We start from the raw sequence: 26,429 nt of genomic DNA, 5'->3' as shown, positions 1-26,429 counted from the left end.
AATACCTCCTACCCCAAAAAAAGTAGCGCTGGCAAGCTCGTCTCCCTGTCCGCTCCCCAAGCTGGTGGAGGGGCTGGATCCTGTCCTTGTGCTGTTGAGATCCTCCTCGCCTTGCTTGCGCCAGCGGTGCGGAGTACGCCGCGCAGTGGGGTTAACCTCTGAACAACCCTGGCTTAGCCAGAGGGGCAGACAAGCTAGCATTGTAAAAAATCTTTGCCCTGGCTAGGTTTCTATGACTGACGTTCCCGTCTCCCGCATTCGCAACTTTTCCATCATTGCCCACATTGATCACGGCAAGTCCACCCTCGCCGACCGGCTGCTGGAGGCAACTGGCACCGTTTCAGCCCGCGAGATGAAGCCGCAACTTCTAGACAGCATGGAACTGGAGCGGGAACGGGGCATCACCATCAAGCTGCAGGCAGCCCGCATGAACTACCGGGCCCAAGACGGCCAGGACTACGTCCTCAACCTCATTGATACGCCAGGGCATGTGGATTTTTCCTACGAGGTCTCCCGCTCGCTGGCTGCCTGCGAAGGAGCGCTCCTGGTGGTGGATGCCTCTCAAGGTGTGGAAGCCCAAACTCTGGCGAATGTCTACCTGGCCCTAGAAAACAACTTGGAAATTATCCCCGTCATTAACAAAATTGACTTGCCCAGCGCCGACCCAGAGCGAGTCATTGCTGAGATTGAGCAGGTGATTGGTCTTGACTGCAGTGGGGCTATCTTGGCCTCTGCCAAAGTGGGCCTTGGGATCTCAGAGATCCTTGAGGCTATTGTGCAGCGGGTACCCCCGCCGCGGGATACGGTGGCAGATCCCTTGCGGGCTCTGATTTTCGATAGCTACTACGATCCCTACCGCGGTGTGATTGTCTATGTGCGCATCATGGATGGGGAGGTGAAGACGGGGGATAAGATTTGTTTTATGGCCTCTGGCCGCGAGTACGAGGTTACTGAGTTGGGAGTGATGCGCCCCCACCAAGAGCGGGTTGAGTCTCTCCATGCTGGGGAGGTGGGCTACATTGCCGCTGCCATCAAGAGCGTTGAGCATGCCCGCGTGGGGGATACCATCACCCTCGTTCATCGCAGGGCTGCCGAGCCCCTGCCCGGCTACAAAGAAGCTAAGCCCATGGTTTTCTGCGGCCTCTTTCCCAGCAACTCGGATCAGTACGCTGAACTCAAAGAAGCCCTGGAAAAACTCAAGCTCAACGATGCTGCTCTCCACTTTGAGCCGGAAGTTTCCCCTGCCATGGGCTTTGGCTTCCGCTGCGGTTTCTTGGGTCTGCTGCACATGGAGGTGGTTCAGGAACGGCTGGAGCGGGAGTACAACCTGGATTTGGTGATTACAGCCCCAACGGTGGTCTACCAGGTTACCCTCAACAATGGTTCGGTAATCCAGGTTGACAATCCCAGCAAGCTGCCTCCTCCCAACGAGCGCGTTAGCATTGAGGAGCCCATTGTCCGGGTGGAAATGATTTTGCCGGAGGAATTCGTTGGCCCAGTGATGGAACTGTGCGAGACCAAGCGCGGCACCTTTAAGGATATGAGGTACCTGGCTCAGGGCCGCACGACGCTAGTATACGAACTGCCTCTGGCGGAAGTGATCACGGACTTTTTTGACCAGTTAAAATCTCGCACCCGCGGCTACGCCAGCATGGACTACCAGATGGTGGGCTATCGACCTGACGATCTGGTGCGCTTGGATATTCTCATCAATGGCGAGGTGGTGGATGCCCTCTCCACGATTGTGCATCGGGACAAAGCCTTCCAGGTAGGCCGATCCCTGGTGGCTAAGTTGCGCGAGCTGATCCCACGCCACCAGTTTGAGGTGCCCATCCAAGCGGCGATTGGCTCTCGGGTGATAGCCCGCGAAACTATTCCTGCTCTGCGCAAAAATGTTTTGGCCAAGTGCTACGGGGGCGATGTAACTCGCAAGCGCAAGCTTCTGGAAAAGCAGAAGGAGGGAAAAAAGCGCATGAAGGCGCTGGGAACAGTGGATGTGCCCCAAGAGGCATTTATGGCGGTGTTGAAGTTGCAAAATGACTAACCTAACCTTGCGGCGAGAGGAGGTGTTAGCCTGGCTGCAGGAGCGGCTGCCTCCTCCTCGCCTGCGCCACATCCTAGGAGTCGAAGCAATGGCCCGGCAACTGGCAGCTCACTACGGGCTGGATGAGCAGAAAGCTGCTTGGGCAGGCCTACTGCACGACTTGGCTAAGTCTTTCCCAGCAGAGGAGCTGCTACAGCGAGTAGCTCGGGAGCGGGAGCTAGACGAGATTGAACGGGCTGAACCCCACATTCTCCACGCCGAGGTGGGATCCCTGTTGGCACAGGAACAGTTTCAGGTGCAGGATGAGGAAATCCTAGCGGCTATTGCCAACCACACCCTGGGGCAGCCCGGCATGGATCCGCTAAGTTGTGTGGTTTTTGTGGCCGATGCTCTGGAACCCAGCCGCGGCAACAGCCCAGAGCTGGAGCAGTTGCGACGTCTGGCTTTTGTAGATTTATCTAAAGCTGTGGTAGGGGTTTGCGATCTGAGCCTGAGATTTTTGCTAAACCGGAATCAGGTGGTTCATCCACGCACACTCATGACTCGCAATCATTTCCTGCTCCATCCTTTGGACAAAAAGGATTTCCAGAGGCCTGCATCCCCAGTTCATCCAGTCGTTTCAGGAGGGTCTTAGTTGCTACAGCTCATGCCTAGCCGTGCCAGGGATCCCATCTATCGCATGGCGCTGACTGCAGCTCGCGCAGCGGAAGAAAAAAAAGGTGGTGACATTGTTCTGCTGGACGTATCCCAGGTTTCCACACTGGCAGACTACTTTCTTCTGGTCAGTGGCTACTCGCTGACGCAAGTGCGTGCCATTGCCCGGGCAATTGAGGAAAAGCTCTGGGAGGAGTGGCAACAGAGGCCGCGCCGCATTGAAGGTCAAGACTCAGGCTCGTGGATCCTGATGGACTATGCCGATCTCATCGTTCACGTACTGATGCAAAACGAAAGAGAGTACTACGACTTAGAGTCTTTTTGGATCCAGGCCCAGCGAGTTGACTTGCCTTTAGCAGGGTAGTGACCTAGCTTCAAAGGTTGACTTTTTGAGCCTTGGGCTTTTCCGGCTTTCCAAGGCCTTAGTCAGCTGTCAAGAAATATGTGAGACATGTAAAGTTTTCAATAGTTCCACACTTTCCTACATGGTTGCGTGCTAGCATGTTGACCGAGGAGTGATTGGCTAAGATCTTTCTTTCTAGGGGCAGGCGAGTTTCTATAGTCTTTGTTAAAATCCTCCCTCTGTACTTCCCAAAATACCAATAATTTCTTCTTGGCACCAGATACTAGCAAGTTGCGGCGGGGATCTTAGCCAATGAATTGACAGTGACTTCCCGCAGGTGGGGAGCTGGGTCTACTGCTTAGATACGAGTCCCCTGCCAAGAGCAGGGGGAAGGGGCAGCTAGCACCCTTTGCAGCAGAGACTTTGTTGAATGCTTGTTTTAAGATGGGAGGGAAACTCCGATGGAAAAAGTGTTGGTGAATATTGTCGAGTACCTGGCATTGTCAGAACTGGAAACTTTCCTCTGCACTGAGCACCCCCATAAGCAAGTGTTTCATGATGCTAGAGAGCGAGAATCGCTAATGCAGCAGATTCTCAACCGGGTTCCTCCTGTTTATAGGTGGCTGGCTGCCGATGAATGTCCTAGCCGCGATCAGCTTAATCCCCGAGAACTGGAACTGCTCCGCTCGGTGGTGCGGGAGGTGGTCAAGCAGAAGCTGCAACAGGACTCTTTTGAGGATCCCTACGTAGGAGCAGCTATGTCGGAAGTGTTCTACGGGTAAGCTACACTGCAAAGGCAGGGCATCAGCCTATTGCTTCTATTCTATTCATGCTGCCTGTCTACTATTCTGAGACTTTTCTCAGCCACAACACAGGTCCCTTTCATCCGGAACGCCCAGCACGCTTGCGAGCTATTTCTAAGGCTCTGCAGGGATCCCCTTTTGCCAGCCAACTGGAGTGGCGGGATCCCCCTTTGGCTGAGCTTTGGGAGCTGGAGCGAGTCCACCCCCCTTGGCATATTCAACGGGTGGCGGAGCTGGCTGCAGCGGGTGGGGGTTACCTTGATGCCGATACCATCGTCTCTCCAGGCAGCTTTGAGGCAGCGCGGCGGGCAGTGGGAGCCTGGATTGCTGCTTCGGCCTCAGTCTTGGCTACAGGGCAGCCGGCTCTGGTGCTCTGTCGTCCTCCTGGGCATCACGCCGAGCCAGAGCGGGCAATGGGGTTTTGCCTCTTCAGTAACGCCGCCATTGCAGCCCTATGGGCCCTGGATCAGCCGGGGGTTGAGCGGGTAGCCATTTTCGATTGGGATGTGCACCACGGCAACGGCACCCAGGCGGTAGTAGAGCGCCATCCCCAGCTGGCCTATGCCTCCATCCACCAGTTTCCTCTCTACCCTGGCACAGGACGGGCGGAGGAAACCGGACTCCACGGCAACCTCTGCAACGTGCCTCTGCCTGCTGGGTCGGATTGGTCGGCCTATAAAAAGGCTCTCGATGAGAAGGTTTTGCCCTTCCTGCGCGCCTTCCAACCGGATTTGCTGCTGGTGAGTGCAGGCTTTGACTGTGCCAAAGGGGATCCCTTGGCCAGCATGCTGCTGGAGCCAGAAGATTTTGGCCGCATGGCCCGCCTTTGCCTGGAGGAGGTGACCCGCAAGACCGTCTTCGGCCTAGAAGGGGGCTATGACCTGGAGAACCTGGCCCGCGGCTGGCTGAGCCTAGCTCAAGCTTGCCTGGGGGGTTAGCCTTTCCATTTCACCTTAGGCAGGATTTGCCGCACATCCACCCGGTCTTTGTACTTGAGGGCGAAGTTAAGCAGCGAATCCAATAGCGAATCTGACAGGTAGTGGGGCTGAAGGCCTAGATCAAGAAGCTTGGTGTTTTTGGCGTTGTAGTAGTGCTCTTCCAACTCAACGCGGGGGTTCTCCAAGTGTTGGATTTCCACCTTCAAGCCCATGGCAGCTGCCGCCTTTTGCACCATCACGGCTAGCTGCTCGACACTAAATTGTTCCGTAAACTGGTTCATCACCCGAAACTGACCTGGCTCAGGAGGATTGGCGATGGCTAGCTCCACACAACGCACAGTGTCGCGAATATCCAAGAAGCCACGCGTCTGGCCTCCTTTGCCATAGACCGTCAGCGGATGGCCTACTGCTGCCTGGACACAGAAGCGGTTTAGAGCCGTACCGAACACCCCATCGTAGTCGAGGCGGTTGATGAGGACCTCGTCCATGCCTGTTTCTTCCGTGAGCACGCCATAGACCACCCCTTGGTTAAGGTCTGTAGCCCGCAGGCCCCAGACGCGGCAGGCAAAGTGAATGTTGTGGCTGTCATGCACCTTGGAGAGGTGGTACATGGATCCCGGCTGCTTGGGATACGGCAGGGTATCCTTGCGGCCGTTGTGCTCGATGGTGATGTAGCCCTCCTCGATGTCAATGTTGGGGGTACCGTACTCACCCATGGTGCCCAGCTTCACCAGGTGGCAGTCGGGAAATTCTTCCTTGATGGCATAGAGGATGTTGAGGGTACCCACCACGTTGTTAACCTGGGTCATCACCGCATGTTCGCGGCTGATCATCGAGAAGGGAGCGGAGCGCTGCTCGCCAAAGTGCACAATCGCCTCTGGCTCAAAGCGGCGCATGCAAGAAATTAAGGCCTGGTAGTTGGTAACGTCACATACAAAAATGGGAATATCCTTACCGGTCAGTCCCTTCCAGCGATCAACCCGCTGCTCCAGCGAGGCAATGGGTGTCAGGCTAGCAACCCCCAGTTGCAGATCCCAAAGCCGGCGGATGTAGGAGTCGAGGATAGCCACCTCGTAGCCCCTGTTGGATAGGTGCAGAGCCGTTGCCCAGCCGCAGTATCCATCACCACCAATAACTAGAACTCTCATCGCGGAAGCGGAATTCGCCTGTTCAAGAATCTACCAAGTTATGGCACCAAAGACAAACACCTCAGGATCTCATCGGGGGATTTAGTCGACCTGAGGAGGGTTGTCTAGGGTGTAGACGATGGTCTCAGTGGCAATGGCGCGGCGCACATAGGCAGGGACTTGGTAAAGGCCCAGGAGAGTGATGCCATCGAGGAAGCGCAGTTCCCCTCGACTGGGATCCAAGTGCTGAGCCAGGAGCTGGTCAATTTGCTCCGGATCTGGCCTGGAGAGAATGGGAGCCTGAGCTGCCAGGGCAAATCCGAGAGGCTCACCATAGGTAGGGGCGTAGATGGTGTAGGTCTGCACAGCAGCAAACACTGTTTTCAGGGTGTGAACGATGCGGGTGTGCTGCCACAACTCCAGGGGGCTTGTCGGCCCAGCCTGGAGGACAAAAGCCCCACCAGGCTGCAACTTGGAGCGGATCTGGCGGAAAAACTCCTGGGTAAAGAGGCGGTAGGCAGGGCCCCCTTCCACTGGATCTGAGAGGTCGGAGAGGATGGCATCCCAAACTGGCTCTGTCTCCTGGACAAAGTCGAAAGCGTCAGCAATGACTACCTGCACCCGCGGATCCTCAAAGGATCCCTGGTGCATTTCTGGCAAGTGTTCCCGACAGGCCTCCACCACCTCTCCGTCGATATCCACCATCACTACCTGCTCCACCGAGCGCCAGCGCAGCACCTCCCGCAGCGTTGCCCCTTCCGCGCCCCCCAGCACGAGCACGCGGCGGGGGAGCACACCCCCCTGGACAACCTGCAGAAGAGCTGGGTGGACAAGTGCCTCATGGTAGAGGAACTCGTCCAGCGTAGTGGACTGCCAATGCCCATCCAGCATCAAGCCCTTGCCATAGGCCCCCGTCTCGGCAATCAGCATTTCTTGGAAGGGGGTCTTTCGGTGGGCCAGAACGCGGGTAATGGCAAAGGCAGTGTAGCTCCAGGGGGTGAAGTACTCCTGGGCCCAGAAGCAGCTCCTTGGCGGGTTCATGGGTAGCTCAGCAAAAGGGATGCAATCTCAGCGCCTTCGTCTAGCTGTCTCACAACTGAGTGCCTCCGGCAAGGACGTCACTTCCTCAAGGGGTGCCGGCTCCGTAGTTCGGCGAGGTAGCTTACGCAGCGAATGCCGTCGTGCTTGAAAAACCTCAATCAAATATTCGCAGGCTGCTTCCGGCCGCGTATGGCGGCCGCAGGTAAACACATCCACCGCTGCATAACCCACTTCGGGCCAAGTGTGGATGGAGATGTGGGACTCTCCCAAGAGGGCCAGTGCTGTGATCCCCTGCGGCTCAAAGGGATGGCAAAGCTCGCCCAAGAGGGTGGAGTTGGAGCGTCTAGCCGCCTCCCGCAAGGCTTGCTGCACCAGGGAGACATCATCCAAGAGGTTGGCCGGGCAGTCGTACAGCTCTAGGATGCAGTGGATCCCGATTAGAGCCAGAGACCTATCCCCTAATTGGCCAGATAGTGTGTGTACCATACTATCCCCTAATTGGCCAGATAGACGACAAAAGCCGTGCAGGCAGAAAGCACAGTTTTGCCATTATCTCACAAATTTAGGAGGATTACAAGGCCGAGCAGCCTTCTTCTGGCCTGTCGAGCCAGGAGCGTGAGTTCTTCCAGCCTGAGGAAAATCAAGCAGACGGGTAGAGGGGCAGAGCTGCTACGTCTGGCCCTTCCCTGAAGACGGGGGATAAAGCAAGGCCTCTAGCTCCTGCAAAGCCCGCTCTAGGTCGTCGTTGACAATGACGTAATCGAATTCGTCTTTGGCATCCAATTCCTTGCGAGCCTGCTGCAGGCGGCATTCAATGCTGTCTTCGGAATCTTGGCCCCGCTGGCGAATGCGGCGCTCAAGCTCTTCTAGAGAAGGAGGCGACAGGAAAATACGAATGGCATCTGGGCAAAGTTTCCTCACTTGGCGAGCTCCAGCCAGCTCAATTTCCAGCAGTACATCCTGACCCTGGCTGAGTTTTTCAAAGACAATCTGGCGAGGGGTGCCGTAGAAGTTGCCTGCATACTGCGCCCATTCCAGTAACTCGCCAGCTTCAATGAGACTGAGAAACTCCTCGCGGGTGCGAAAGTAGTAGTTGACCCCTTCCTGTTCGCCGGGGCGAGGGGGGCGGGTGGTGACTGAGACAGAAAAATACAGCTCAGGGTGGCGCTGGCGCAGGTGGCTGACCAAGGTTCCTTTGCCTACCCCACTAGGCCCTGTTAAAACCACTAGGCGACCGCGAGGAGGGGAGGGCTGGGGCGATCCCTGGGACTGCCTAACCTCAGAGGAACCTGGCAAAGATAGGAGGGTAGGAGAAGCGGCCATAGGCAGCAATTGGCAGAGGACGGCTGGACAGTTGGCTGGTTTTGTTTGTTTTAGGATATCTTACTCTTCTCCTCGCAGGCTGGTTGTGATTCCTCCGCCACGCCGACCTGGGCAGTAAGGAATGGGGTTGGCAAGGGTTTCCGGCTAGATAGCCGAGGGGAGAGGGTGTCCCAAAGCGGTTGACAGCGCGGGGTGCAGCAGGCCGCTTTCGCAGCCATCGCTGGTGAGGCGTTTGGAGAAAGCTAATTCGGAACTGAGCATGGCAATCACCCGCGCAGCGGCGACGGGAGGGCCAAAGTTCCTGGGAACCGAGCAGCCTCCCGCAGCCTGAGGTGGCAAGTCAAACCGCCGATCACCCTTGACTGGCAAGGCCTTTCTGGGTAGAGATTTCTGCTGGACCGGCAAGTTCTATTGGGGCTTCAGGGGGGCTCCCCGTTAGAGCACGCCGTTAAAGGTAAAGCTGCCGCTGCCCAGCCGCTCCTGGCGATCGAAAACGCTGATGGTAAGTTGATGGGATCCCGTCTGGGTAACGGTAAAGCGGTTCTGGGTCAGGGTAAGCCCTGTTACTGTGCAGGCGGTGGCTCCGACAAAGCAGCCGGGCAATTGGGAAGCATCGAAAACCCCCAGGGTGACAAAGTTACCCAGCGGAGTAGTAACGGCAGCCAAGAAAGCGTTGGATCCGCGGATCCCGGCAGGGGCTTCGACGCGGAAGGAGACCACAAAGGTGGGGGTTTGCCCTACGGAGACGGTGCGTGGCCAGAGATCGGTGATGGTGAGGGAGGGAGGCGGTATCGGCGTCGGCAGGGGGGTGCTGCCGGTCGTCTCCCCACATCCTGCCAAACCGACGCCTAGGAGCAACAGCAGAGGGATCCCTCTACGCAAGCGCTGTGCAGGCTGCATAGTTTCCCGTTACCTTCAAACGAGCTTGGTTTCGAGTTTAGGGCATCCCTCAGCTCCTCTCTCTCAGGGAGGGGGAAAATTGTAGGGACGGAGGCGACCTGCAGGGGTAGCGCAATGGGGTTCCCCTGTCGTCCCCTCCCCAGGGCTTTGGCCCCATTGTCGGGGGGGGTGTCTCAACTGAGCCAGTCGTTGAAAAGGAGACAACCTGGCTAGAAGCAGCCTGAGATCCTTCGCCTATTCCCCTTGCAACAGTTTTTGGCAGGCGGTGGCAATCGCCCAGTCTTCCTGCGCGGAGATAACCAGCACTCGCACTGGCGCATCAGAGGTGCTGATGTCGCAGTTGCGCGGAGATCCAGCATTGAGAACTGGGTCGATTTGAATCCCCAAAAAGCCCAGGTTGGCACAGGCTGCTGCCCGTACTGGCGCGGCGTTTTCCCCAATGCCGCCCGAGAAGACCAACGCATCCAGCCGATCCAAGCTCATGAGCATGGCCCCAATCTGGCTGCGCAGGCGGTGGACAAAGAGGTTAAAGGCCAGCTCGGCGCGGGCATGGCCTGCCTGCATGGCTTCCAGGATAACTCGCATGTCGCTGCTGAGGCCGGACACGCCCTTCAAGCCGGATTCCCGGTTCAAGATGCGGTCAAGCTCCTCCACGTCCATGCCCCGGCGCAACTGATGGATCAAAATCCCCGGATCCACCGAGCCGGAGCGGGATCCCATCATCAAGCCCTCTAGGGGGGTATAGCCCATGGTAGTGTCGACACTGCGGCCCCCGCGAATGGCTGCCAGAGAACAGCCATTGCCCAAGTGACAGGTGATGAGCCGCAACTCCTCTAGAGGCCGGTTCAAGATCTCAGCGGCACGGCGGGCGCAGTGCTCGTGGTTGATGCCGTGAAAACCATAGCGGCGGATCCCCTGCTCGGCCCAGGCATAGGGAAGGGGATAGAGGGCGGCTGCCGGGGGCATCTGCTGGTGGAAGGCGGTGTCGAAAACGGCCACCTGCGGGATCCCGGGCAACAGCCGGCGCAGGAGGCGAATGCCCTCAAGAGCAGCAGGGTTGTGGGCTGGGGCCAGGGGGCTTAGCTGTTCGATGGCTTCTTCCACCTCGGGCGTGATCACGGTGGGCTGGTGGTAGAGGGATCCCCCATGCACCACCCGGTGGCCGATGGCGTTGATCTCCGTTGCCCCTGCCAGCAGGGATCCCTCGCCTTGCCAGAGGCTTTGGAAGAGGGGAGCCAAATCGCCAATGCCGGCTGGGGGGGAAGGGGTAGGAAAAGGCTCCCAGGGGCCATCCTGCCGCCGCGTTTGGATGAGCGCCTTGCCAGGTTGGTAGGCAAAGTCCACCTGCGCCTGCCAGAGGGGGGTGGTCTCCACCTTGCCTTCAACAGTTGCAAAGAGAGAGACTTTGAGGCTGCTGGAGCCGGCGTTGAGAACCAGGATAGGCACGGGATCCCTCCTTTAGGTTTCAGGCTAGCTGGCCATTGGCTTGGGGAGGGTAGGGAACTCAGGCCGTTTGCGCTTGGCGCACTAGCCCCGTTGCCGCCAGCGCAGCCAAGGCGCGATCCCGGTAACGACCGTAGCGCTCTTGTTTACTGCGAACCTTCTGCCCCTCCAGCTCCGGCAGGAGGCCAAAATTGGCTGGCATGGGCTGGAAGTACTTGGGATCAGCGCTGCTGATGAACTGAAATAGGGATCCCATCATTGTCTCTGGGGGCAGCGTGATCAAAGGCAGCCCCAGGGCCAGGCGGGCGGCGTTCTGCCCGGCCAGCCACCCTCCCGCCACAGCGCAGGCGTAGCCCTCGGTGCCCACCAACTGGCCGGCAGCAAACAGGGTTGGCCGGCGGCGAAATTGCAACGTAGGCAGCAAAAGCCGCGGCGAGTTCAAAAAGGTATTGCGGTGCATGACGCCAAAGCGGACAAACTCCGCCGCTTCCAAGCCGGGAATGAGGCGAAAGACCCGCTGCTGTTCTCCCCACTTCAAATTGGTTTGAAAGCCCACCAAGTTCCACAGCTTGCCTGCTTTGTCCTCCTGGCGGAGCTGCACCACCGCATAGGGCCGGGTTCCCGTGCGCGGATCCACCAGCCCCACCGGCTTCAAGGGACCAAAGCGGAGAGTATCTTTGCCGCGGCGGGCCATTTCTTCAATGGGCAGGCAGCCTTCGAAAAACTTGCGCTCCTCTTTTTCAAAATCCTTGAGGGGCACCTGCTCTGCCTCCACCAGCGCCTGCCAGAAGCGCTCGTACTCCGCCTCCGTCATGGGGCAGTTGAGGTAGGCCGCTTCCCCTTTGTCGTAGCGGGAGGCCTGAAACACCACTGCCCGGTTAAGGGAATCCCCAGTAACAATGGGGCTGGAAGCGTCAAAAAAACTTAGGTATTCCAGGCCCGTGAAGGCTTGCAGCGCCTTGGCTAGGGGCTCACTGGTCAGCGGGCCGGTGCAGAGGACGGCTATCCCTTCCGGGATCTCGGTTACCTCTTCCCGACGCAGGGTGATGAGGGGGTGGTTGGCAATGGCCTCCGTTAGGGCCTGGCTAAAGCGAGCCCGATCCACGGCCAGGGCTCCCCCGGCTGGCACGGCGTGGCGATCAGCGGTGGCGATGACCAGGGAGCCCAGTTGGCGCAGCTCCTCCTTGAGCAGCCCTGCCGCCCGATCACTGGCTAGGGCCCCAAAGGAATTGCTGCACACCAGCTCGCCCAGTTGATCGGTGTGGTGGGCTGGGCTTTGCCGCACAGGGCGCATCTCCGAGAGGATGACGGGCACCCCCAACTGGGCAATTTGCCAGGCGGCCTCCGTCCCTGCCAGCCCTCCGCCCACCACATGGATGGGAGCCAGGGTTAGCGAGGGGTTTGGGGAGTGGTGCATCGCAGCCTCCAGGGAAAAGGATCCCAGCTCAAGCAGCAAAATGAATGCGCAAGTAGTCCTCTTCCATTTTGGCCCGCGCCGGCTTCATGGCGGCCAGGGTTTGGGGCAGCACCAGGTTGCGGCGGTGGTTGCCAATGCGGATGTTGAGCTCGTCGCCGGTTTTGCTTAACTCCACCTGCTCTTTCGGGACCCCGGGCAGGTAGAGATCCAGGCGGTACTGGCCGTTGTCGGTAACCACCTGTATCGTCTGCTCGGCATAGAACACCTCCGCCGGGTTGCGATCCCCCCAGAGGTCTTTTTTCAGGCGGGCCAGGGCCTCCCACCCCACCAGCTCCTCTGGGTAAAGCGGGATCTCCACCACAGGCAGAGGGGCAAAGTTCTCGTGGATCTCCCGGCGATATCTCTGTTGAGCGGCTTTCCAGGCAGCAAAGTAGGGATCCACCACCCCTTCCGGCAAAATACGGTTGGCGATCACTAGGTCGGTGGCGACGCCGTAGAGGCTGAGGTAGGCATGCGCCCGCAGGGACTCCTTGATCACCATCTTCTCTGGGTTGGTGACCAGGCGCACGGAAGTGATGCGGTTGTCGGTGAGGATGCGCTCCAGCCGCTCGATCTTTTGGTAGAACTCGTAGGGGGCATCCAGCACCTGGTCATCCGGCAGGGGGATCCCTGTTAGCCCTTTAACAATGGGCTCGGCGATGGGGCGCAGGACCCGCGCCAACCCCTGCAGAGGTTTGTAAAACCTGCGCATGTACCACCCGGAAACATCGGGCAGGCTCAAAAGGCGCAAGGCCGTGCCGGTGGGGGCGGAGTCAATGATTAGCACATCAAACTTACCCTCGTCGTAGTGGCGGTTAACCCGCACCAGGGCAAAGATCTCGTCCATCCCCGGCAGCACTGCCAGCTCCTGCGCCTGCACGCCGTCCAGCCCGCGGGCCTGCAGCACCTGCGTGATGTAGGTCTTGACGGATCCCCAGTTCAGCTCCAGCTCCTGCAGGGCGTCCAGCTCTGCTGCCCAGAGGTTAGGTTTAACCTCCACAGGTTCGTGGCCCAAGGGTTGGTCGAGGCTGTCGGCTAAGGAGTGGGCTGGATCGGTGCTCAAAACCAGGGTCTTTAGACCTAGCTCAGCACAACGCCAGCCGGTTGCCGCTGCCACGGAGGTCTTGCCAACCCCTCCCTTGCCGGTCATGAGGATGATGCGTTGCATGGGAGCGCCACTTACCTGCTTTTACAGCTCTAGGCTAACCGATTTCCTCTTTTCTCCCCAGCACCGCCAAGGGTTGGAGGGCAGTCAACAGGTACACTATTGATTGCTGAGAAGGTCAAGGCCAAGAATCAAGCCTGTCAAGGCATGCAGGAGGTAGAGGAGAATGCGTCGTTGGCGCAGTCTGCTGCTGGTTGTCATCCTAACGTTGGGGCTGTGGCTGGGATCCCTTCCTCTCCAGGCCGCTGCCGGCTTGCCGCGGGAGTTGCAGCAGCTGGAGCAACAGGTGGAGCGGCTACAAAACCTGGTGGACGCCGAGGACTGGCTGGAGATCCGCTCCTACATTCATGGGCCGATGGGCTTAACCCGTAAGACCTTGAACAGCCTAGCCTCCACCCTGCCAGACAAGCAAAAGCGGGAGGTGCTGCGCCTAGCCAAAGAAATGGGCCGCAGCTTGGAACAGCTGGACTTTGCCGCCAAAGCCTACGACCAGCCAGAGGTGGAAGCTGCTCAAGCCAAGGTGAGGAAGACGTTGCAAGAGCTGAAGGCCCTGTTTTCGTAGGCAGGGATCCCTTCATCCAGTTAAGGGAAAACGCTCCCGCAGATCTTGAACCACCGGTGGGGGCACCAGGTGATCGATGGGACCGCCTAGCTTGGCCACCTCCTTGACCAGGCTGCTGCTAACAAAGCTGTGTTCACTGGCAGTGGCAAGGAAAACGGTTTCCAATTCAGGAGCCAGGAGCTTGTTGGTATGGGCCATCTGCAGCTCGACATCAAAGTCAGACAGCACCCGCAAGCCGCGCACGATGACTTTTGCCCCCCGTTGGCGGGCGTAGGCCACCGTCAGACCGGAAAAGGTATCGACCTCAACGTTTTTTAGGTGGGCAACAGAGAGGCTAATCTGAGCCTGCCGCTGCTCAGGAGTAAACAGAGGGGTTTTGTTGGGGTTTTTCAAAACCGCAACGATGACTTTGGAAAACAAGCGGCTGGCCCGCTCGATGATGTCGAGGTGCCCAAAGGTGATGGGGTCGAAGCTGCCGGGATAGAGGGCAATCATGGTCCAAGGGGGATACTGCTTTTCCTTACCCTACCTGCTCGCGGGCCCAGGCCAAGTAGGTAGCACTTACCTGAGCAGCCGGCAAAGCCAGGATCTCTGGCTCCTGGTAAGGGTGAAGCTGCCGCAGCCGCTGTTCCAGGCGGGGATAGGCAGTGGAGGGCAACTTGAGCAACAGCAGGAACTCGCTATCCGTCTGCAGGGATCCCTGCCAGCGGTAGTAGGAGGTGATGGGAGGCAGCACCTGGGCACAGGCCACGTAGCGCTCGGCCACTAGGGTGTGGGCCAGGCGATGGGCATCGGCTTCGGAGCCCACGGTGGTCATCACCAGCGAGAGGGTCTCCAGGGCAGTCTTGTCGCTCATTAAATCTGGCTGCAGGAATGACTCTCCCCTAATCCTACCTTTGGATCTGGCCACTGCAAGGCCAAGAGCCCCAGCTCCTCGAGGGACGAAGCAAGGCTAGGCCAGCTCGCTGACACAGCCCCACCTAGGCAGGAGAGGGAAACCGCAAGAGCGCCGCCCTCTAGGGCAGGAGTCCGAAATTGGTGCTCGGTTGGGCTTGCCTCTTTGCGTAATTGCGCTCCCCCCTTAGGCAACAGGCACCTACCAGAAAGCTACCTCTTGGGTAAGGCGGCAATGGAGCTTTGGGTTGGGGTGCCCAGATAGTGCCTAGCCGTTGGAGGGAGATCCCTTGGCCCGTTTGCAAGCCAAGCTCCAAGGAAGGGAAGTTGACCTTATCGCAACACCACTTTGGGAGAAAGCAGCAACGTCAGGGAGCCCTGGCCGCAATCAATGCGCCCTTCAGCAAAGCGCACGCGAGCCAGACCTGCTTTCTTGAGGGTAATGGCTTCGGGATGAGCTGGCTGCAGCCCAATGGCTGCCTGTACCCAGAGACTTAGATCTGGCTGGTGGCCGACTACAGCTAGGGAGGTGAAGGAACCCCGCTCCGTCTGCCAGCGCACCAAGTCAGCAAAGCTGCCGCCAGGGGCTAGCGGCTCAAACACTTCCAGGTCTTCGGCCAAGTTCTCGTCAAGGAAGATCTCTGCTGTCTGCCGTGCTCTAACTAGAGGGCTGCTGAGCAGGAGATCCCACTTCCAGCCCATGCTCTTAAGCTGGCGGGCAATTTTGCGGCAGCGCTTTCGGCCCTCATCCGTCAGGGCGCGCAGGGTGTCCTCCCTCCCTGGCTGGGGCTCTTCGGCTATGCCGTGGCGAACAAAATCCACGGTTACTGCCCTGCCTGTTCCTGGATTGTGGTCCTCGGCTCCAAGCTCAAGCTCCATCGGCACCTAGCAAACTTTCTCGTTCCTCTTAGGATACCTTGCCCTACTCAGGAAAAGCCTGAGGGCAACCCCAAGCCTTCCCCAGGAAATTGCAAGCGCCTGTAGCAGCGCCAGGCAACAGGAGTCCAGAGAGTTGTGGTAGGATGAATAGGCTAGTAGCCACTGTTTCAGGAGTTCCCGGGGCATGTCTGCGGCAATAGATATTGCTGATGCTACCTTTGAAGCTGAGGTGCTGCGCAGTGAGATTCCAGTTTTGGTTGATTTTTGGGCACCCTGGTGTGGCCCTTGCCGACTGGTGGCTCCTGTGGTGCAGGAGATAGCGGAGCAGTATGCCGGTAAGATCAAGGTTGTAAAAATCAATACTGACGAAAATCCCCAAACCGCCAGCCAGTACGGCATTCGTAGCATTCCCACCCTGATTCTCTTCAAGGGTGGCCAAAAGGTGGATATGGTGGTTGGCGCCGTTCCCAAGGCAACTCTGACCACGATTCTGGAAAAGCACCTTGGAAGCTCTGCTGAAGGCTAAGGTCCTGGCCAAGACCGAGAGCCTTGTCATCTCAAGATTTGGGTTCTAAGCCAAGCTTGAGAGGGAAAACTCGCTGCAGTAAGTAGGTAGATAACTCTGGATCCCAGCTTGACTGATTCTCTTTCCGCTCTGCTGCAAGAAATTTTTTCCAGTGCTGAAGCTCGTCTCAGGCAGTTAGACCATCACCCCAACCGAACAGCTTGGCTGCGGATTTTGCAGTCGCTGCAGCGGATGGGATCCCTAAAGCTCAGCCGTCTGGATGCCAAGATCTTGGCGGCTACGCTTGAGGATCTGGAGCAGGGCTTTGCCACCTTCCAAAACTACACCCAGCGGCGCAAGGTCACTGTCTTTGGTTCGGCACGCTTGGGGGCAGATAGCCCTGAGTATCAGCAGGCCCAGCTATTTGCCCACCGCATTAGTCAGCTAGGCTTCATGGTGCTGACAGGTGGTGGCGGTGGCATCATGGAAGCTGGCAATCGGGGGGCGGGGCCGGAAAACTCGTTTGGGCTGAATATCCAGCTGCCCTTTGAGCAGGTGGTTAATCCTTTCATTGCTGCTAGCGACCGGGTCATTAACTTTAAGTATTTCTTTTCCCGCAAACTTTTCTTTGTTAAGGAAACGGATGCACTGGTGCTGTTTCCCGGCGGCTTTGGCACGCAGGATGAAGCTTTTGAGTGCCTGACCCTGATGCAAACCGGGAAGACCAAACTCATGCCCTTGGTGCTGGTGGACAAGCAAGGCGGCTGCTACTGGAAGGAATGGGATGAGTATGTGCGAGAGCACCTTCTCAGCCGCGGCTTGATTAGCCCCGAGGATCTCCACCTTTATTCCCTAACTGACGATGTGGGAGAAGCCTGTCGGCAAATTGTTGATTTCTATCGCATCTTTCACAGCAATCGCTACGTGCGGGAGCTCCTGGTTTTGCGCTTAAACACCAAACTTTCGCCACAAGCCCTAGAAATTTTAAACGAGGAGTTTGCTGACATTCTCGACTCGGGTCGGATTGAGCAAACGGAGGCTCTGCCGGAGGAGGCTGAGGAGGACATTGCCCATCTACCGAGGCTGGTAATGCGTTTTAACCAGCGTAGCTTTGGGCGGCTATGGCAAATGGTGCGTCGAATCAACAAGCTTCATCCAGCACAACCGGATCCCCTGCAAATGCATGCCGACCAAACGCAATTAGCACCTCCAGAAAACTCCTAGAAAATGGTTACCTCCCATCAAGACACCTCCCAAGCGCTCTGCCCCTCTCTCTTTGGAAGCAGGAAGTTAGGGGGAGTACCCCTTGTTCCCATTTGACGTACCGGTGAGTGTCGGAAGGGCTCCCGATGGGCCGGTTGTTTGTCAAAATCTGCGGCATTACGCGGCAGGAGCAGGCGGAGGCCATTGCAGCGTTGGGGGTAAGCGCACTTGGGGTGGTGGCTGTGCCCAATACGCCGCGCTACTTACCTCTTTCGGCAGCGCGCTGGCTGAGATCCCTGCCCGGCCATGTGGAAAAGGTGGGGGTCTTTCTGAATCAGGATCCCCAAGTCATCGCCACCTGGGTGGAGGTGGCTGGCCTCACGGCTGTTCAGCTGCACGGCCAGGAATCTCCAGAAACGTGCCGGCAACTGGGAGAGTGGCTCCCTGGCATCCGCCGCATCAAGGCCCTGCGCATTCGCTGCCCGGCAGACTTGCAGGTAGCCGATCTCTACCGCGACTGTGTAGAGGTCTTGCTTCTGGATGCCTATCACCCCCAGCGGGCGGGTGGCACCGGACAAACCCTCAACTGGCCAGAGCTGGCCCACTGCTCCCTGCCCTTGCCCTGGCTGCTGGCCGGTGGACTTAACCCTGACAATGTTCTACAGGCCCTAAGCTATCTTCACCCTACCGGCCTTGATCTCTCAAGCGGTGTCGAGCGTCAGCCGGGCGACAAAGATTTGGGCAAAGTCCGGCGTCTGCTCCAGCAGTTGGAATCCCAAGGTTGGGAGATTGCGTCTGGTCAAGCTCTACCCCCTGCAGGCTAGGAGGCCTCGAGCTGGATCCCTACTGCAAGGATTGAATCTCCAGCCCTGGCTCAAATATCACCTCCTTCACCTCTCCAAACCGCCCCATCGTCCCCAGATGGCGATCGTTGAAGGTCACCAACACCCCACCGGCATTGCCGGTGCGCAGCACAATCGATCGCTCGGCTTCCCAGTTTAGCTCCGCCCCCGGCTGCAGGGTGGCCTCAAAAACAGTTTTTCCGTCAGCAATAACCCGCAGCCAAGAAGGATGTTCCACTACGCGAATATCGAGGCGCACCGGCTTGCGCCGCTGGGCTTCCACCACGTCAGGGAAAACCCCTTTGATGTGCGTCCATTGCTCCAAGGTGGGAAACATCTGGCGAAGGGTTGGCTTTGCTTCTGGATTGCGCTCAGAGGAGTTGGCCGCCTGCGGCTGCAACTGGGATCTCTCACTGCCTGCTAGCCAATTTCCGAGAGAATTGCCCCTACCGTCTAGCAGAGCCGACAGCCCTCCTACCGCCAGCACGACTAGCACCACATAGCCCGCCCAGAGGTGGAAGGGACGCAGAGCAAAGGCCGGCTGTTCACTCACAGCAATACGAGAAGAGGGCTCGGGAGGCGTTTTGGATAGTAGCAGCGGCAACGCCTGCCGAGATAGCATTTCGCCCTCCAGCCCTAGGTAGTTGGCATAGCGCTTGATGAAGCCTTGCACGTAGACCGGCTCCGGCAGCTTACTTAAGTCGGCTTCCTCCAGGGCCTGCAGATATTGGGAGCGAATAAGGGTGTCATTAGCCACCTCTGCCAATGTCAGTCCCCGTGCCTCCCGAGTTTGCCGCAACAGGGATCCCAGGGCTTCCAATCCCGTTAGCGGGACAGAGTCCTTAGAGCGTTCCGGCTCTTGCATCGTTGGGCTACCTGCAGAAGTTCCCCCGCTAAAGATTATGAAGAGGGAGAGGAGGAGTGAAAAGAGGCACTTCTGGACGGAGCTGAGCCATCAGCAACCGCAAACGGGGCTAGCAAAGCCTGAACCTCCTGCGGCTGCAACAGGCGAAACTGACCTGGCTTTAGCTTACCTAGACGCAGCGGACCAATCGCCTCCCGGTGTAAGCTAAGCACAGGATGGCCCAGCTGCTCGGCCACCCGCCGAATTTGCCGGTTGCGGCCTTCAAATAGGACTACCCTCAGCCAAGAGGAGTGGGAGGTGCTTCCAAAAGGGGGCGGATTACAAAACTCCACCTCTGCCGGCAAAGTGGTAGACCCATCCAAGTCGACGCCCTCCCGCCACCGTTGCAGAGTGGCTTGGCTGGGCCGCCCCTGCACCTGCACAAGATAGGTCTTGGGCAGATGGTAGCGCGGATGGGTCAGCTTCAGCGTCAGGTCGCCGTCGTTAGTCAGAAGCAGGGCCCCACTGCTGTCGGCGTCCAATCGGCCTACCGGGTAGAGACGGATCTGCCGGTTCCAGGGTGGTGGGAGCAGATCCAAGACAGTCTTGCGTCCCCAGGGATCCCTACAGGTGGACAAGACTCCCAGGGGCTTGTGCAGAAGCAAAACGTAGCGGACGGGATCCCTGAAGCGGATCACCCGTCCATCCACCTCGACGCGATCCCGTTCCGGATCGGCTTTAAAGCCCAGCTCGGTGACCACCTTCCCATTGACTCGAATGCGTCCGGCTAGGATCCAGGCTTCCACCTGGCGGCGGGAGGCCAAGCCCTGCTGAGCCAAAAGTTTCTGGAGCCGTTGGGGTGCTGCCATAGGCAAGGGGACTAGAGCAGAGTCTTTGTATTGCAAAAGCAGATGGCCAGAGTCGGGGGGGCAGCAGGGGTTGCCCGTTTAGGCAGGAAACCAAAGCTTCCGCCCGTTTGTGGCCTGTAGAGCTGAGAGACGGGTAGTGCCTGCTAACAAAACGGTGTAGCTATTGGTTACCCAACTCCTCTGCTTCGCCCTCACTGCCCTCTTCAACCGTTTCCTGGTTCTTAGATGAGGATCCCTCCTGCTTGGTTTCGGCGTCCCGTTTCAGTTGGTTAAGCAGAGCCAGAACGCGGGATCCCCGCTCCAAAGAGCGATCCTGCAAAAACACCACCGTCGGCACCCGTCGCAGGCCGAGGCGCTGGCCAATTTCCCGCCGCACAAAAGGAGTGGCGGCAGCCAACCCCTCCATTGTTTGCTGCTGAGCTGCTTCGTCGCCATAGATGCTGACGAAGATGCGGGCGTTTTGCAGATCCCTGGAAACCTCTACGTCCACAACGCTAACCATGCCTGCTCCCACGCGGCTATCCTTGATCTCCGAGAGCAGGATCTGGCTAACCTCCCGCTTGATCTGCTCGGCTACTCGGGCTACCCGTCGCTCCGTTGCCATTTTTGGACACCTAGGTTACCCCTCATCCGCAAACCGGTTCTGGCGAGTGTGAAGCAAAGCCCTCGTCAGCTTGATCCTAAGAACAGTAGCCGCTGCTACGAGCATCCCTCCCTTCTACCTTTATCCTGAATCCATGTCCACCTTGCCTTGAGTATGAATACCTAAAGCCATCGATGGATGGAGACGTGATGATCAAGACGCCAGAGGCCCTGCGGCGCTCCATTGAGCAGTTTGTGCTGAATGTCACAGAGCCGCTTGACCCCTTCCTCTCCCTGAAGCTAACTCAATTGGTGGTGATGCTGGGGGATACAGCGTATGCAATGGGGTACAGCGATGGCCAACAAAAGCCAAATGAACGCTGCCGCTATTGTCCCAGCCGGCTGCTCGACCGTCCAGAGCTTTGACAGAGCCCTTTAAGGTTCTTCACAGCCTAGCTGCTGGCTGTCCAGGAGGGAGGAATGAGTTGAAAGGGGTGGTGGGAACCGGCCAAGATGGGATCCCGTCCCTCAGTAGCCTATGACTTCCCCGGTTTTGATTTGGCATCGCCGCGATCTGCGGCTGGCGGACAACACAGCCCTCCACGCGGCGGCGCAGCGCAGCTCCCAGGTGGTGCCGGTTTTCGTTTTCGACCCGCAGGTTTTGCAGCGGGCGGATATGGCCCCGGCCAGGGTGGCGTTTCTCCTCCAGGCGTTACAGGAGCTGCAGGAACGCTACGCCCAGATGGGGATCCCGCTCCTCTGGCGGCGGGGGGATCCGGCAGTGGAGCTGCGGCAGTTGGCCACCGAGCTGGGGGCGCAGGCCGTGTTTTGGAACGAGGATCTGGATCCCTTGGCCCGGCAGCAGGAGAGTCGGGTGCGGGCTAGCTTGACGGCAGCCGGGATCCCGTCTTTTTCTTACCAAGATATGCTGCTGCACGGGCCGGGGGAAGTATTGACCCAGGCGGGGGAGCCCTACTCGGTTTTTACCCCTTTCTGGCGCCGCTGGTCCAGCTTGCCTAAGCCAGATCCCTTCCCCATTCCCAAGGAGCTCCAGCCGCTGCCAAACCTCGAAGCCCAACCGCTGCCCACCTTGGCGGATCTGGGGTTTGTCTGCAACCAGCGGATCCCGACATCAGGCGAGAGGGCAGCCCAAGCGCTGCTGGAGGATTTTTGTCAGGGCCTGCGCATTTTGGACTACGAGCGGGCCCGCAATTTCCCGGCTGAACAGGGCACCTCTCTCCTCAGCCCCCACCTGTGCTGGGGAACCATCGGCATTCGCCAGGTGTGGCAGGCTACGCGGGAGGTGGAAGCAGAGGTGCGCAGTGAAGAGGCCGAGAGCAGCTTGCGCACGTGGCGGCAGGAGCTATGCTGGCGCGAGTTTTACAAGCATGTCTTAGCCCACTGGCCCCACGTGGAGAGCGGCGCCTACCGGCGAGCTTTTGATGCGCTGGAGTGGGACAACCGGCAGGACTGGTTTCAGGCCTGGTGCGCCGGAGAGACGGGCTACCCCATCGTAGATGCGGCCATGCGCCAGCTCAACGAGACCGGCTGGATGCACAACCGCTGCCGCATGATCGTGGCCAGCTTTCTAACCAAAGATCTGCTCATCGACTGGCGCTGGGGAGAGCGCTACTTTATGCAGAAGCTGGTGGACGGGGATCTGGCCGCCAACAACGGCGGCTGGCAGTGGAGCGCCGGTGTGGGTACGGATCCCAGGCCACTGCGCATCTTCAACCCGGCCACCCAGGCGGCCCGCTACGACCCGGAGGGGGAGTACATCCGTCGCTACCTGCCGGAGCTGGCGGGGCTAGATACCCCGGCTTTACTGTGGGTGGGGGAGGATCCCAAGGGATCCTGGGCCCTACAGGAGCGGCGGCGCTGTGGCTACCCGGATCCCATCGTGGATCACAAGGTGCAGCAGCAGGAGTTCAAACGGCGCTACCAGGCGGTGCAGCGGCAACAAAAAGGGGATCGCCTGGATCCCCTCCGTCTCTAGACGCTCCAAGCCCATGCCGGCTTGCCGGAGACTAGGGCTTGAGCTCGCTGGGGATGCGCTCCCCGAAGAGAACTGTGTAGAGGATGCGGTAAATGTCGGTGTTCAGGATCCCGGTGGTGGGCACCAGCTCGCGAGCGTTCAGACCCGCCGCGCGGGCAATAACTCCACTGCCCACATCATCCTTGCTAGCCCAGGAGATGCCAAAGGGAAAACGCTTGCCATTTTTGTCCGGAGCGGAAAGGAAGGGCTTTGTGCCGGTGCCGTCCACGCCGTCGAGGGGAGCGCCGCTTCCTTCGGGGTCGGTGGGGGGTAGCGGCTTATCAGCAGACTCCACATCCACCAACTGCATCCCGCCGGCGTTGCTGTCGCTGGTGGTGATCATGAAGGTCTTGGGATTCTTCTCGATGAAGTTAAGGATTACCCCAATGGCATCGTCAGCCCGCTTCATGGCCTCCAGGCAGCCGGAAGCATTGAGGTTGTTGCACATGTTGTCGGTGCCCTCTTCCTCAATGACGGCAAAGAAGCCCTTAGGATTGCGGGAAATCCGCTCTAGGGCAAACTGCGTCATCTCGGCAATGGTGGGCGCACTGGCGATGTAGTTGGGCAAGTTTTCTTTGCGCAGCTCTTCTTCAGGTTTGTCGTAGAAGGTGTCCTCTACGTTGAACACCCCCAAAACCTTGGCGGCATCCGCTGGCAGCTTCAGCAGCTCGTCGCGGGTATAGACGACGGCATACCCTTTTTTCTTGGCTTCCTCGATGAGGTTGCGGCCGTCCTTGCGCTTCCCTTGGCCAAAGCGCCCCTGGACGCCTTCCGGCAGCAGCCACTCCTCACCGGCCCCCAGGATGATGTCTACCCCCGACTCCACCACTTCCAGGGCAATCTCCTCGTAGTCGCTGCGCTTGGGAGCTTCGGCCACAAAAGCAGCCGTCCCCGGCTCGATGATGGATCCCGACTGCACCAGGGCCGTGCCCAGGCCTGCCGCCACAGCTTCTTCCATGATCGTGTTCAGGGTGCCGTTGGCGGAAGGATACTCCTTGCCCTCGGGATCCAGCCCGAAGGTCTTAGCGTGGACCCGGGTTCCCGTAGCATGGGTCACCGCCCCGCCGTTGGAGGTTCCACCCAGTTGGTCGAGATGATGCCCCCGGTAGGTGGTAATAACCGGCAGGCGATCCCAGTTCAAGAAGCCATCCGGGCCATAGTAGAGAATGCGGGCAATGTCCCAGTGGGAGGCCGAAGTGCCATCGGGGTGGAAAAAGATCGCCCCGTTGCCGGTCGGCTTCGGCGCCGCCTGAGCCAGGCTAGAAAAAAGGGAAGAGGACAGCAGGCACAGCGTTGCGGCCAAAGCTGCCCTCAGAGAATAGTTACGCATAGTAAACCTGCCCTTGCTCGTTCAAGGCTGAACGTCAAGGAAAGTAACACAGCCTTGGATCCCTTAGCAAGGTCACAGGCAAAACCCGCGGCAGAGCCCACCTGCAACAATGGCCTGCCGCTTATGTCTATACCTAGAGTTAACTATCTCTTAACCACCTCATAACGTCAAGGCTGCTTGCAGAGCTCCAGGGCCTAGCCGGCTTCGGGTCAAGGGGCTCTTTGGGGGCAGGGGTGGGATTTTGGGTCTGCCAGGCCTGCCTGAGCTGTCTGAGGCCTTGTTGCCAACGCTGCAGTTCCCCGGCTGCCAGCGGGATCCCGCCAAAGCGCACCTCCAGGTAGCGCTGCAGGAACTGGATGGCCAGCTCGGCCTGGGGCAAGTTGGACTGGCGCAAGTGTTCTAGGCAGGCTTCAGGACCTAGATGGGCTGGGATCCCCACTGCCGTCGCCAGCTCCCGCAGTTGGAGGTAAAGCCTTGAGATGGCCTGGCGGCGCTGCTGGGACTTGGGCAGGGCCGTCGGGATCCAGCGCATGCCAGCAAAGGCCAGACTTGGCAGCAGGATCCCGATCATCCAGGTGGGCCATTCTGGGGGCGGCTGCCACAGGGATCCCATCACCACCCCATTGCCAAGCGTGGCCAAGAGGACCCATCCCCCATCCCGCCAGTGCAAAGCTTGGTAGCGGCGGCGGCGGCCCCAGTAGGCCGTGAAGCCGGTGATCAAAATCACCCCCAGCAGCGGCAGGCTGTTTTGCTGCAGCCTTTGCCCCCAGCCCACCAAGCTGCGGCGGAGGGCGGCAACGACATCCTCCTGCTTTTGGGGAGCGGTCACGCGGCTGGCCAGCTCCTGAATCTGCCGCCAGATCTGCCGCTGGGTGGATAGGTCGTACTGGATGACGTACTTAAACCAACGGAAGCGCAGGCTGTCGTAAAAATCTTGCAGGGGATCCCACCAGCTTTGCCGCTGGCTAACATTGGCCTCTGGCGGCGTGGCGTCGAAGCGGATCCATCCATAGGGGCCAAAGGGGATCTCCGTCCAAGAATGGGCATCGGCGTTGCGCACCGCCAGGTACTTCTCCTGCGCCACCCAGCGCCCGCCCAAAAAACCATTGACCACGCGGGCCGGGATGCCAAGGCTGCGGGCCAGCACCGTCAGGGCGGTGGCAAAGTATTCGCAGTGGCCGCGGCGGTGGGTAAACAAAAAGGCCTCCAAAGGCGGCTCGGCCCCGGGATCCGGCAGATCTGTGGTGTAGGCGTAGTTCTCCAGCAGGTAGTTCTGCAGAGCCGCTACCTTGCCAAAGACGTCGGGGATCCCAGCCGTGATCTCCTCTGCCAAGGCGGGAATGCGCGGATCTAGATCTGCCGGCAACTGCAGGTAGGCTGCCCGCTGGATGGGGTCAAGAGCACTCAGCAGCTCCTCCTGGCTAAGCTGGCGCAGGCGGGGCTCCAGATCGCGGGGGATCCAGCTCACGGCGCGGTAGAGATAGGGCAGCCGGGGGGGCAGAGAATGGCTGACATCCCCGCTCTCGTGCAGGAGGAGGCGGCGAGTTTGCCGTTGCCATGCCTGCTGAGGGGTCATCACTCCACCCCGATCCAACCACTCCACCTCCAGCAGCGGCGCCACCCCAAAGACGGTGTTGGTGGCCAGCGGCTCTAGGTAGATAAGCTGCTCCAGGGGGAAGAACTGGAGGTCGCTAGCGGTGGGGATCAAGGGGGAAGCCGAGAGATCAAAAACCCCTGCTGCAGTGGGGAAAATCGGGATCGCGTGGTCCAGCGTCCGCGACCAAGCCCGCCCGTCGTAGCGATCAAAGCTGATCCCCCGCCAGTAGAGGGACTCCACCTGGGGCGGCACCCCCGCCGGGAACTCCACCCGCATGACAACAGTGCTGTCGGTCTTGAGGGTGCCGAACTCCCCCAGGCTGACTTCCTCGGCAAAGCCGGTGGTCATCACCGGCGAGCGGGTCTGCCGGCCTAGGAGCCCCAAGCTAAGGCGCGGAAAGAGGAAAAACAAAACCACCGAGAGAAGGGTTGCCAGCAAAGCCAGGGATCCAAGCAACCCCAGAAAGTTGAGGTCGATCCCGCGGACTTGGCTAGCCGCCTGGGGGTGCTGCTCCGCCTGCAGGCGCAGGTGATAGAGGGTGAGGTTAACCAGCCCCACCCCCACATACAGCAGGAATAAAAACCCAAAGCTGACGTCCTCGTTAAAGAGGGTGGCAATGGCCATCAGAAGCAAAGACAACACCGCCAACTGAATGTGGTCGGCTGCCCGCTCCCGCTGAAACAACTTGGCCCCCGTAAGGTAGAGCACCAGGCCTATGGCCCCATCCGAAAGCGGCAGCACGCCCGCAAGCACCAGGGCCGCCAAGCCGACCAGCACGCTCACCGTCAGGGGCATCCACAGGGGCGCATAGCGGGCAAAGCTAATGCGGGGCGGCTCCCAAAACCAACTGGCAGCCCCCGCCGCCAAGCAGAGGGCGATAACCGCCGGCGACAGGGCCTGATCCCCAAGGCAGAGGGCCGTAAAGGCAATCCCCACCAGCAGGTAGATGAAGAGCTTTTGGACGGCAAGCAGTGGCCAGCTCATGGGCTAGGTTGCTTCGGGATCCCTCAAGTGGCCCTTCCAAGATAGCCAAGTCTTTCCTCTTCTCCT

27 protein-coding genes and 1 pseudogene are annotated in these 26,429 nt (G+C 59.1%); 11 read left to right on the top strand and 17 right to left on the bottom strand.

Annotation, left to right across the window (positions count from 1 at the left end; translation table 11 throughout):
* The first annotated feature begins 232 nt into the window (after positions 1 to 232).
* The 5 genes from lepA (at position 233) to NW822_RS04350 (ending at position 4,782) form a co-directional block, all read left to right on the top strand.
* On the top strand, positions 233 to 2,044 hold the full coding sequence (gene lepA / locus NW822_RS04370; RefSeq protein WP_414403642.1) for a translation elongation factor 4: 1,812 nt from the start codon (positions 233 to 235) through the stop codon (positions 2,042 to 2,044).
* Positions 2,037 to 2,678, top strand: a complete 642-nt coding sequence (gene yqeK / locus NW822_RS04365; protein WP_414403641.1) for a bis(5'-nucleosyl)-tetraphosphatase (symmetrical) YqeK — start codon at positions 2,037 to 2,039, stop codon at positions 2,676 to 2,678. The genes lepA and yqeK overlap by 8 nt, the downstream gene beginning before the upstream one ends.
* Positions 2,679 to 2,690: 12 nt before the next feature.
* Positions 2,691 to 3,062 carry a ribosome silencing factor gene (gene rsfS, locus NW822_RS04360; RefSeq protein WP_414403640.1) on the top strand — a complete coding sequence of 124 codons (372 nt, stop codon included), beginning with the start codon at positions 2,691 to 2,693 and terminating at the stop codon, positions 3,060 to 3,062.
* Between the two features lie 440 nt (positions 3,063 to 3,502).
* Complete coding sequence (locus NW822_RS04355) at positions 3,503 to 3,823, top strand: hypothetical protein (RefSeq protein WP_414361441.1); 321 nt, start codon at positions 3,503 to 3,505, stop codon at positions 3,821 to 3,823.
* A gap of 47 nt (positions 3,824 to 3,870) precedes the next feature.
* Positions 3,871 to 4,782, top strand: a complete 912-nt coding sequence (locus NW822_RS04350) for a histone deacetylase (protein WP_414403639.1) — start codon at positions 3,871 to 3,873, stop codon at positions 4,780 to 4,782.
* On the opposite strand, the gene NW822_RS04345 is transcribed toward NW822_RS04350, so the two are convergent.
* From NW822_RS04345 to NW822_RS04310, 8 genes are all read right to left on the bottom strand, one after another.
* Positions 4,779 to 5,930 (bottom strand): NAD-dependent epimerase/dehydratase family protein, encoded by a 1,152-nt coding sequence (locus NW822_RS04345; RefSeq protein ID WP_414361438.1) that lies wholly within the window; start codon positions 5,928 to 5,930, stop codon positions 4,779 to 4,781. The two genes, NW822_RS04350 and NW822_RS04345, sit on opposite strands and share 4 nt — an antisense overlap.
* 81 nt (positions 5,931 to 6,011) lie before the next feature.
* A complete protein-coding gene (locus tag NW822_RS04340; RefSeq protein WP_414361436.1) occupies positions 6,012 to 6,950 on the bottom strand; it encodes a spermidine synthase in 939 nt (312 codons plus the stop codon).
* 27 nt (positions 6,951 to 6,977) lie between these two features.
* Positions 6,978 to 7,436, bottom strand: coding sequence for an adenosylmethionine decarboxylase (gene speD / locus NW822_RS04335; protein ID WP_414361435.1), 459 nt, complete (start codon positions 7,434 to 7,436; stop codon positions 6,978 to 6,980).
* A gap of 183 nt (positions 7,437 to 7,619) precedes the next feature.
* Positions 7,620 to 8,273: a guanylate kinase gene (gmk, locus tag NW822_RS04330; RefSeq protein WP_414361433.1), complete on the bottom strand. Its 654-nt coding sequence runs from the start codon at positions 8,271 to 8,273 to the stop codon at positions 7,620 to 7,622.
* Between the two features lie 435 nt (positions 8,274 to 8,708).
* Positions 8,709 to 9,173 carry a hypothetical protein gene (locus NW822_RS04325; RefSeq protein ID WP_414403638.1) on the bottom strand — a complete coding sequence of 155 codons (465 nt, stop codon included), beginning with the start codon at positions 9,171 to 9,173 and terminating at the stop codon, positions 8,709 to 8,711.
* A 234-nt stretch (positions 9,174 to 9,407) separates the two neighbouring features.
* Positions 9,408 to 10,619: an acetate kinase gene (locus tag NW822_RS04320; protein WP_414403637.1), complete on the bottom strand. Its 1,212-nt coding sequence runs from the start codon at positions 10,617 to 10,619 to the stop codon at positions 9,408 to 9,410.
* A 58-nt stretch (positions 10,620 to 10,677) separates the two neighbouring features.
* The gene (gene trmFO, locus NW822_RS04315; RefSeq protein ID WP_414385412.1) at positions 10,678 to 12,033 is read right to left on the bottom strand and encodes an FADH(2)-oxidizing methylenetetrahydrofolate--tRNA-(uracil(54)-C(5))-methyltransferase TrmFO; all 1,356 of its coding nucleotides are present in this window, start codon (positions 12,031 to 12,033) and stop codon (positions 10,678 to 10,680) included.
* A gap of 28 nt (positions 12,034 to 12,061) precedes the next feature.
* Complete coding sequence (locus tag NW822_RS04310; protein ID WP_414361425.1) at positions 12,062 to 13,240, bottom strand: TRC40/GET3/ArsA family transport-energizing ATPase; 1,179 nt, start codon at positions 13,238 to 13,240, stop codon at positions 12,062 to 12,064.
* A 163-nt stretch (positions 13,241 to 13,403) separates the two neighbouring features.
* Here NW822_RS04310 and psbQ point away from each other — a divergent pair, with 163 nt between their 5' ends.
* On the top strand, positions 13,404 to 13,799 hold the full coding sequence (gene psbQ, locus NW822_RS04305; RefSeq protein WP_414361423.1) for a photosystem II protein PsbQ: 396 nt from the start codon (positions 13,404 to 13,406) through the stop codon (positions 13,797 to 13,799).
* Between the two features lie 12 nt (positions 13,800 to 13,811).
* Here psbQ and coaD read toward each other — a convergent pair whose 3' ends face one another.
* From coaD to sixA, 3 genes are all read right to left on the bottom strand, one after another.
* Positions 13,812 to 14,294, bottom strand: coding sequence for a pantetheine-phosphate adenylyltransferase (coaD, locus tag NW822_RS04300; RefSeq protein WP_414361421.1), 483 nt, complete (start codon positions 14,292 to 14,294; stop codon positions 13,812 to 13,814).
* Between the two features lie 25 nt (positions 14,295 to 14,319).
* Positions 14,320 to 14,655 carry a divalent-cation tolerance protein CutA gene (gene cutA, locus NW822_RS04295; RefSeq protein WP_414403636.1) on the bottom strand — a complete coding sequence of 112 codons (336 nt, stop codon included), beginning with the start codon at positions 14,653 to 14,655 and terminating at the stop codon, positions 14,320 to 14,322.
* A gap of 371 nt (positions 14,656 to 15,026) precedes the next feature.
* Positions 15,027 to 15,572, bottom strand: a complete 546-nt coding sequence (gene sixA, locus NW822_RS04290; RefSeq protein WP_414403635.1) for a phosphohistidine phosphatase SixA — start codon at positions 15,570 to 15,572, stop codon at positions 15,027 to 15,029.
* A gap of 184 nt (positions 15,573 to 15,756) precedes the next feature.
* Between sixA and trxA the strand changes: the two genes are divergently transcribed.
* From trxA to NW822_RS04275, 3 genes are all read left to right on the top strand, one after another.
* Positions 15,757 to 16,098: a thioredoxin gene (gene trxA / locus NW822_RS04285; RefSeq protein WP_414361416.1), complete on the top strand. Its 342-nt coding sequence runs from the start codon at positions 15,757 to 15,759 to the stop codon at positions 16,096 to 16,098.
* 108 nt (positions 16,099 to 16,206) lie between these two features.
* Entirely contained in the window at positions 16,207 to 17,301 is a 1,095-nt protein-coding gene (locus NW822_RS04280; RefSeq protein ID WP_414403634.1) for a TIGR00730 family Rossman fold protein, read from the top strand.
* 125 nt (positions 17,302 to 17,426) lie between these two features.
* A complete protein-coding gene (locus NW822_RS04275; RefSeq protein ID WP_414403633.1) occupies positions 17,427 to 18,104 on the top strand; it encodes a phosphoribosylanthranilate isomerase in 678 nt (225 codons plus the stop codon).
* Between the two features lie 19 nt (positions 18,105 to 18,123).
* Here NW822_RS04275 and NW822_RS04270 read toward each other — a convergent pair whose 3' ends face one another.
* The 4 genes and pseudogenes from NW822_RS04270 to rbfA all read right to left on the bottom strand — a co-directional run bounded on the left by NW822_RS04270 (position 18,124) and on the right by rbfA (position 20,439).
* Positions 18,124 to 18,744: a DUF4115 domain-containing protein gene (locus NW822_RS04270; RefSeq protein ID WP_414403727.1), complete on the bottom strand. Its 621-nt coding sequence runs from the start codon at positions 18,742 to 18,744 to the stop codon at positions 18,124 to 18,126.
* Positions 18,745 to 18,756: 12 nt separating this feature from the next.
* Positions 18,757 to 18,987: pseudogene (locus NW822_RS04265) on the bottom strand (helix-turn-helix domain-containing protein); the annotation flags it as partial.
* A 35-nt stretch (positions 18,988 to 19,022) separates the two neighbouring features.
* The gene (locus NW822_RS04260; RefSeq protein ID WP_414361410.1) at positions 19,023 to 19,835 is read right to left on the bottom strand and encodes a pseudouridine synthase; all 813 of its coding nucleotides are present in this window, start codon (positions 19,833 to 19,835) and stop codon (positions 19,023 to 19,025) included.
* Between the two features lie 160 nt (positions 19,836 to 19,995).
* Positions 19,996 to 20,439, bottom strand: a complete 444-nt coding sequence (gene rbfA, locus NW822_RS04255; protein ID WP_414403632.1) for a 30S ribosome-binding factor RbfA — start codon at positions 20,437 to 20,439, stop codon at positions 19,996 to 19,998.
* 188 nt (positions 20,440 to 20,627) lie between these two features.
* Here rbfA and NW822_RS04250 point away from each other — a divergent pair, with 188 nt between their 5' ends.
* Together NW822_RS04250 and NW822_RS04245 are read left to right on the top strand one after the other, a co-directional pair.
* The gene (locus NW822_RS04250) at positions 20,628 to 20,843 is read left to right on the top strand and encodes a hypothetical protein (RefSeq protein WP_414403631.1); all 216 of its coding nucleotides are present in this window, start codon (positions 20,628 to 20,630) and stop codon (positions 20,841 to 20,843) included.
* A 112-nt stretch (positions 20,844 to 20,955) separates the two neighbouring features.
* Positions 20,956 to 22,413 (top strand): cryptochrome/photolyase family protein, encoded by a 1,458-nt coding sequence (locus NW822_RS04245; protein WP_414403630.1) that lies wholly within the window; start codon positions 20,956 to 20,958, stop codon positions 22,411 to 22,413.
* Between the two features lie 31 nt (positions 22,414 to 22,444).
* Here the strand turns inward: NW822_RS04245 and NW822_RS04240 are convergent, their stop codons facing one another.
* Entirely contained in the window at positions 22,445 to 23,782 is a 1,338-nt protein-coding gene (locus tag NW822_RS04240) for an alkaline phosphatase (protein ID WP_414403629.1), read from the bottom strand.
* A gap of 139 nt (positions 23,783 to 23,921) precedes the next feature.
* Positions 23,922 to 26,363, bottom strand: a complete 2,442-nt coding sequence (locus NW822_RS04235) for a DUF3488 and DUF4129 domain-containing transglutaminase family protein (RefSeq protein ID WP_414403628.1) — start codon at positions 26,361 to 26,363, stop codon at positions 23,922 to 23,924.
* Positions 26,364 to 26,429 lie beyond the last annotated feature (66 nt).

Source organism: Synechococcus sp. H70.2 (assembly GCF_047462275.1).
In the GTDB taxonomy this organism is placed as follows: Bacteria; Cyanobacteriota; Cyanobacteriia; order Thermostichales; family Thermostichaceae; genus Thermostichus.
This window is presented reverse-complemented; position numbering and strand designations above follow the sequence as displayed.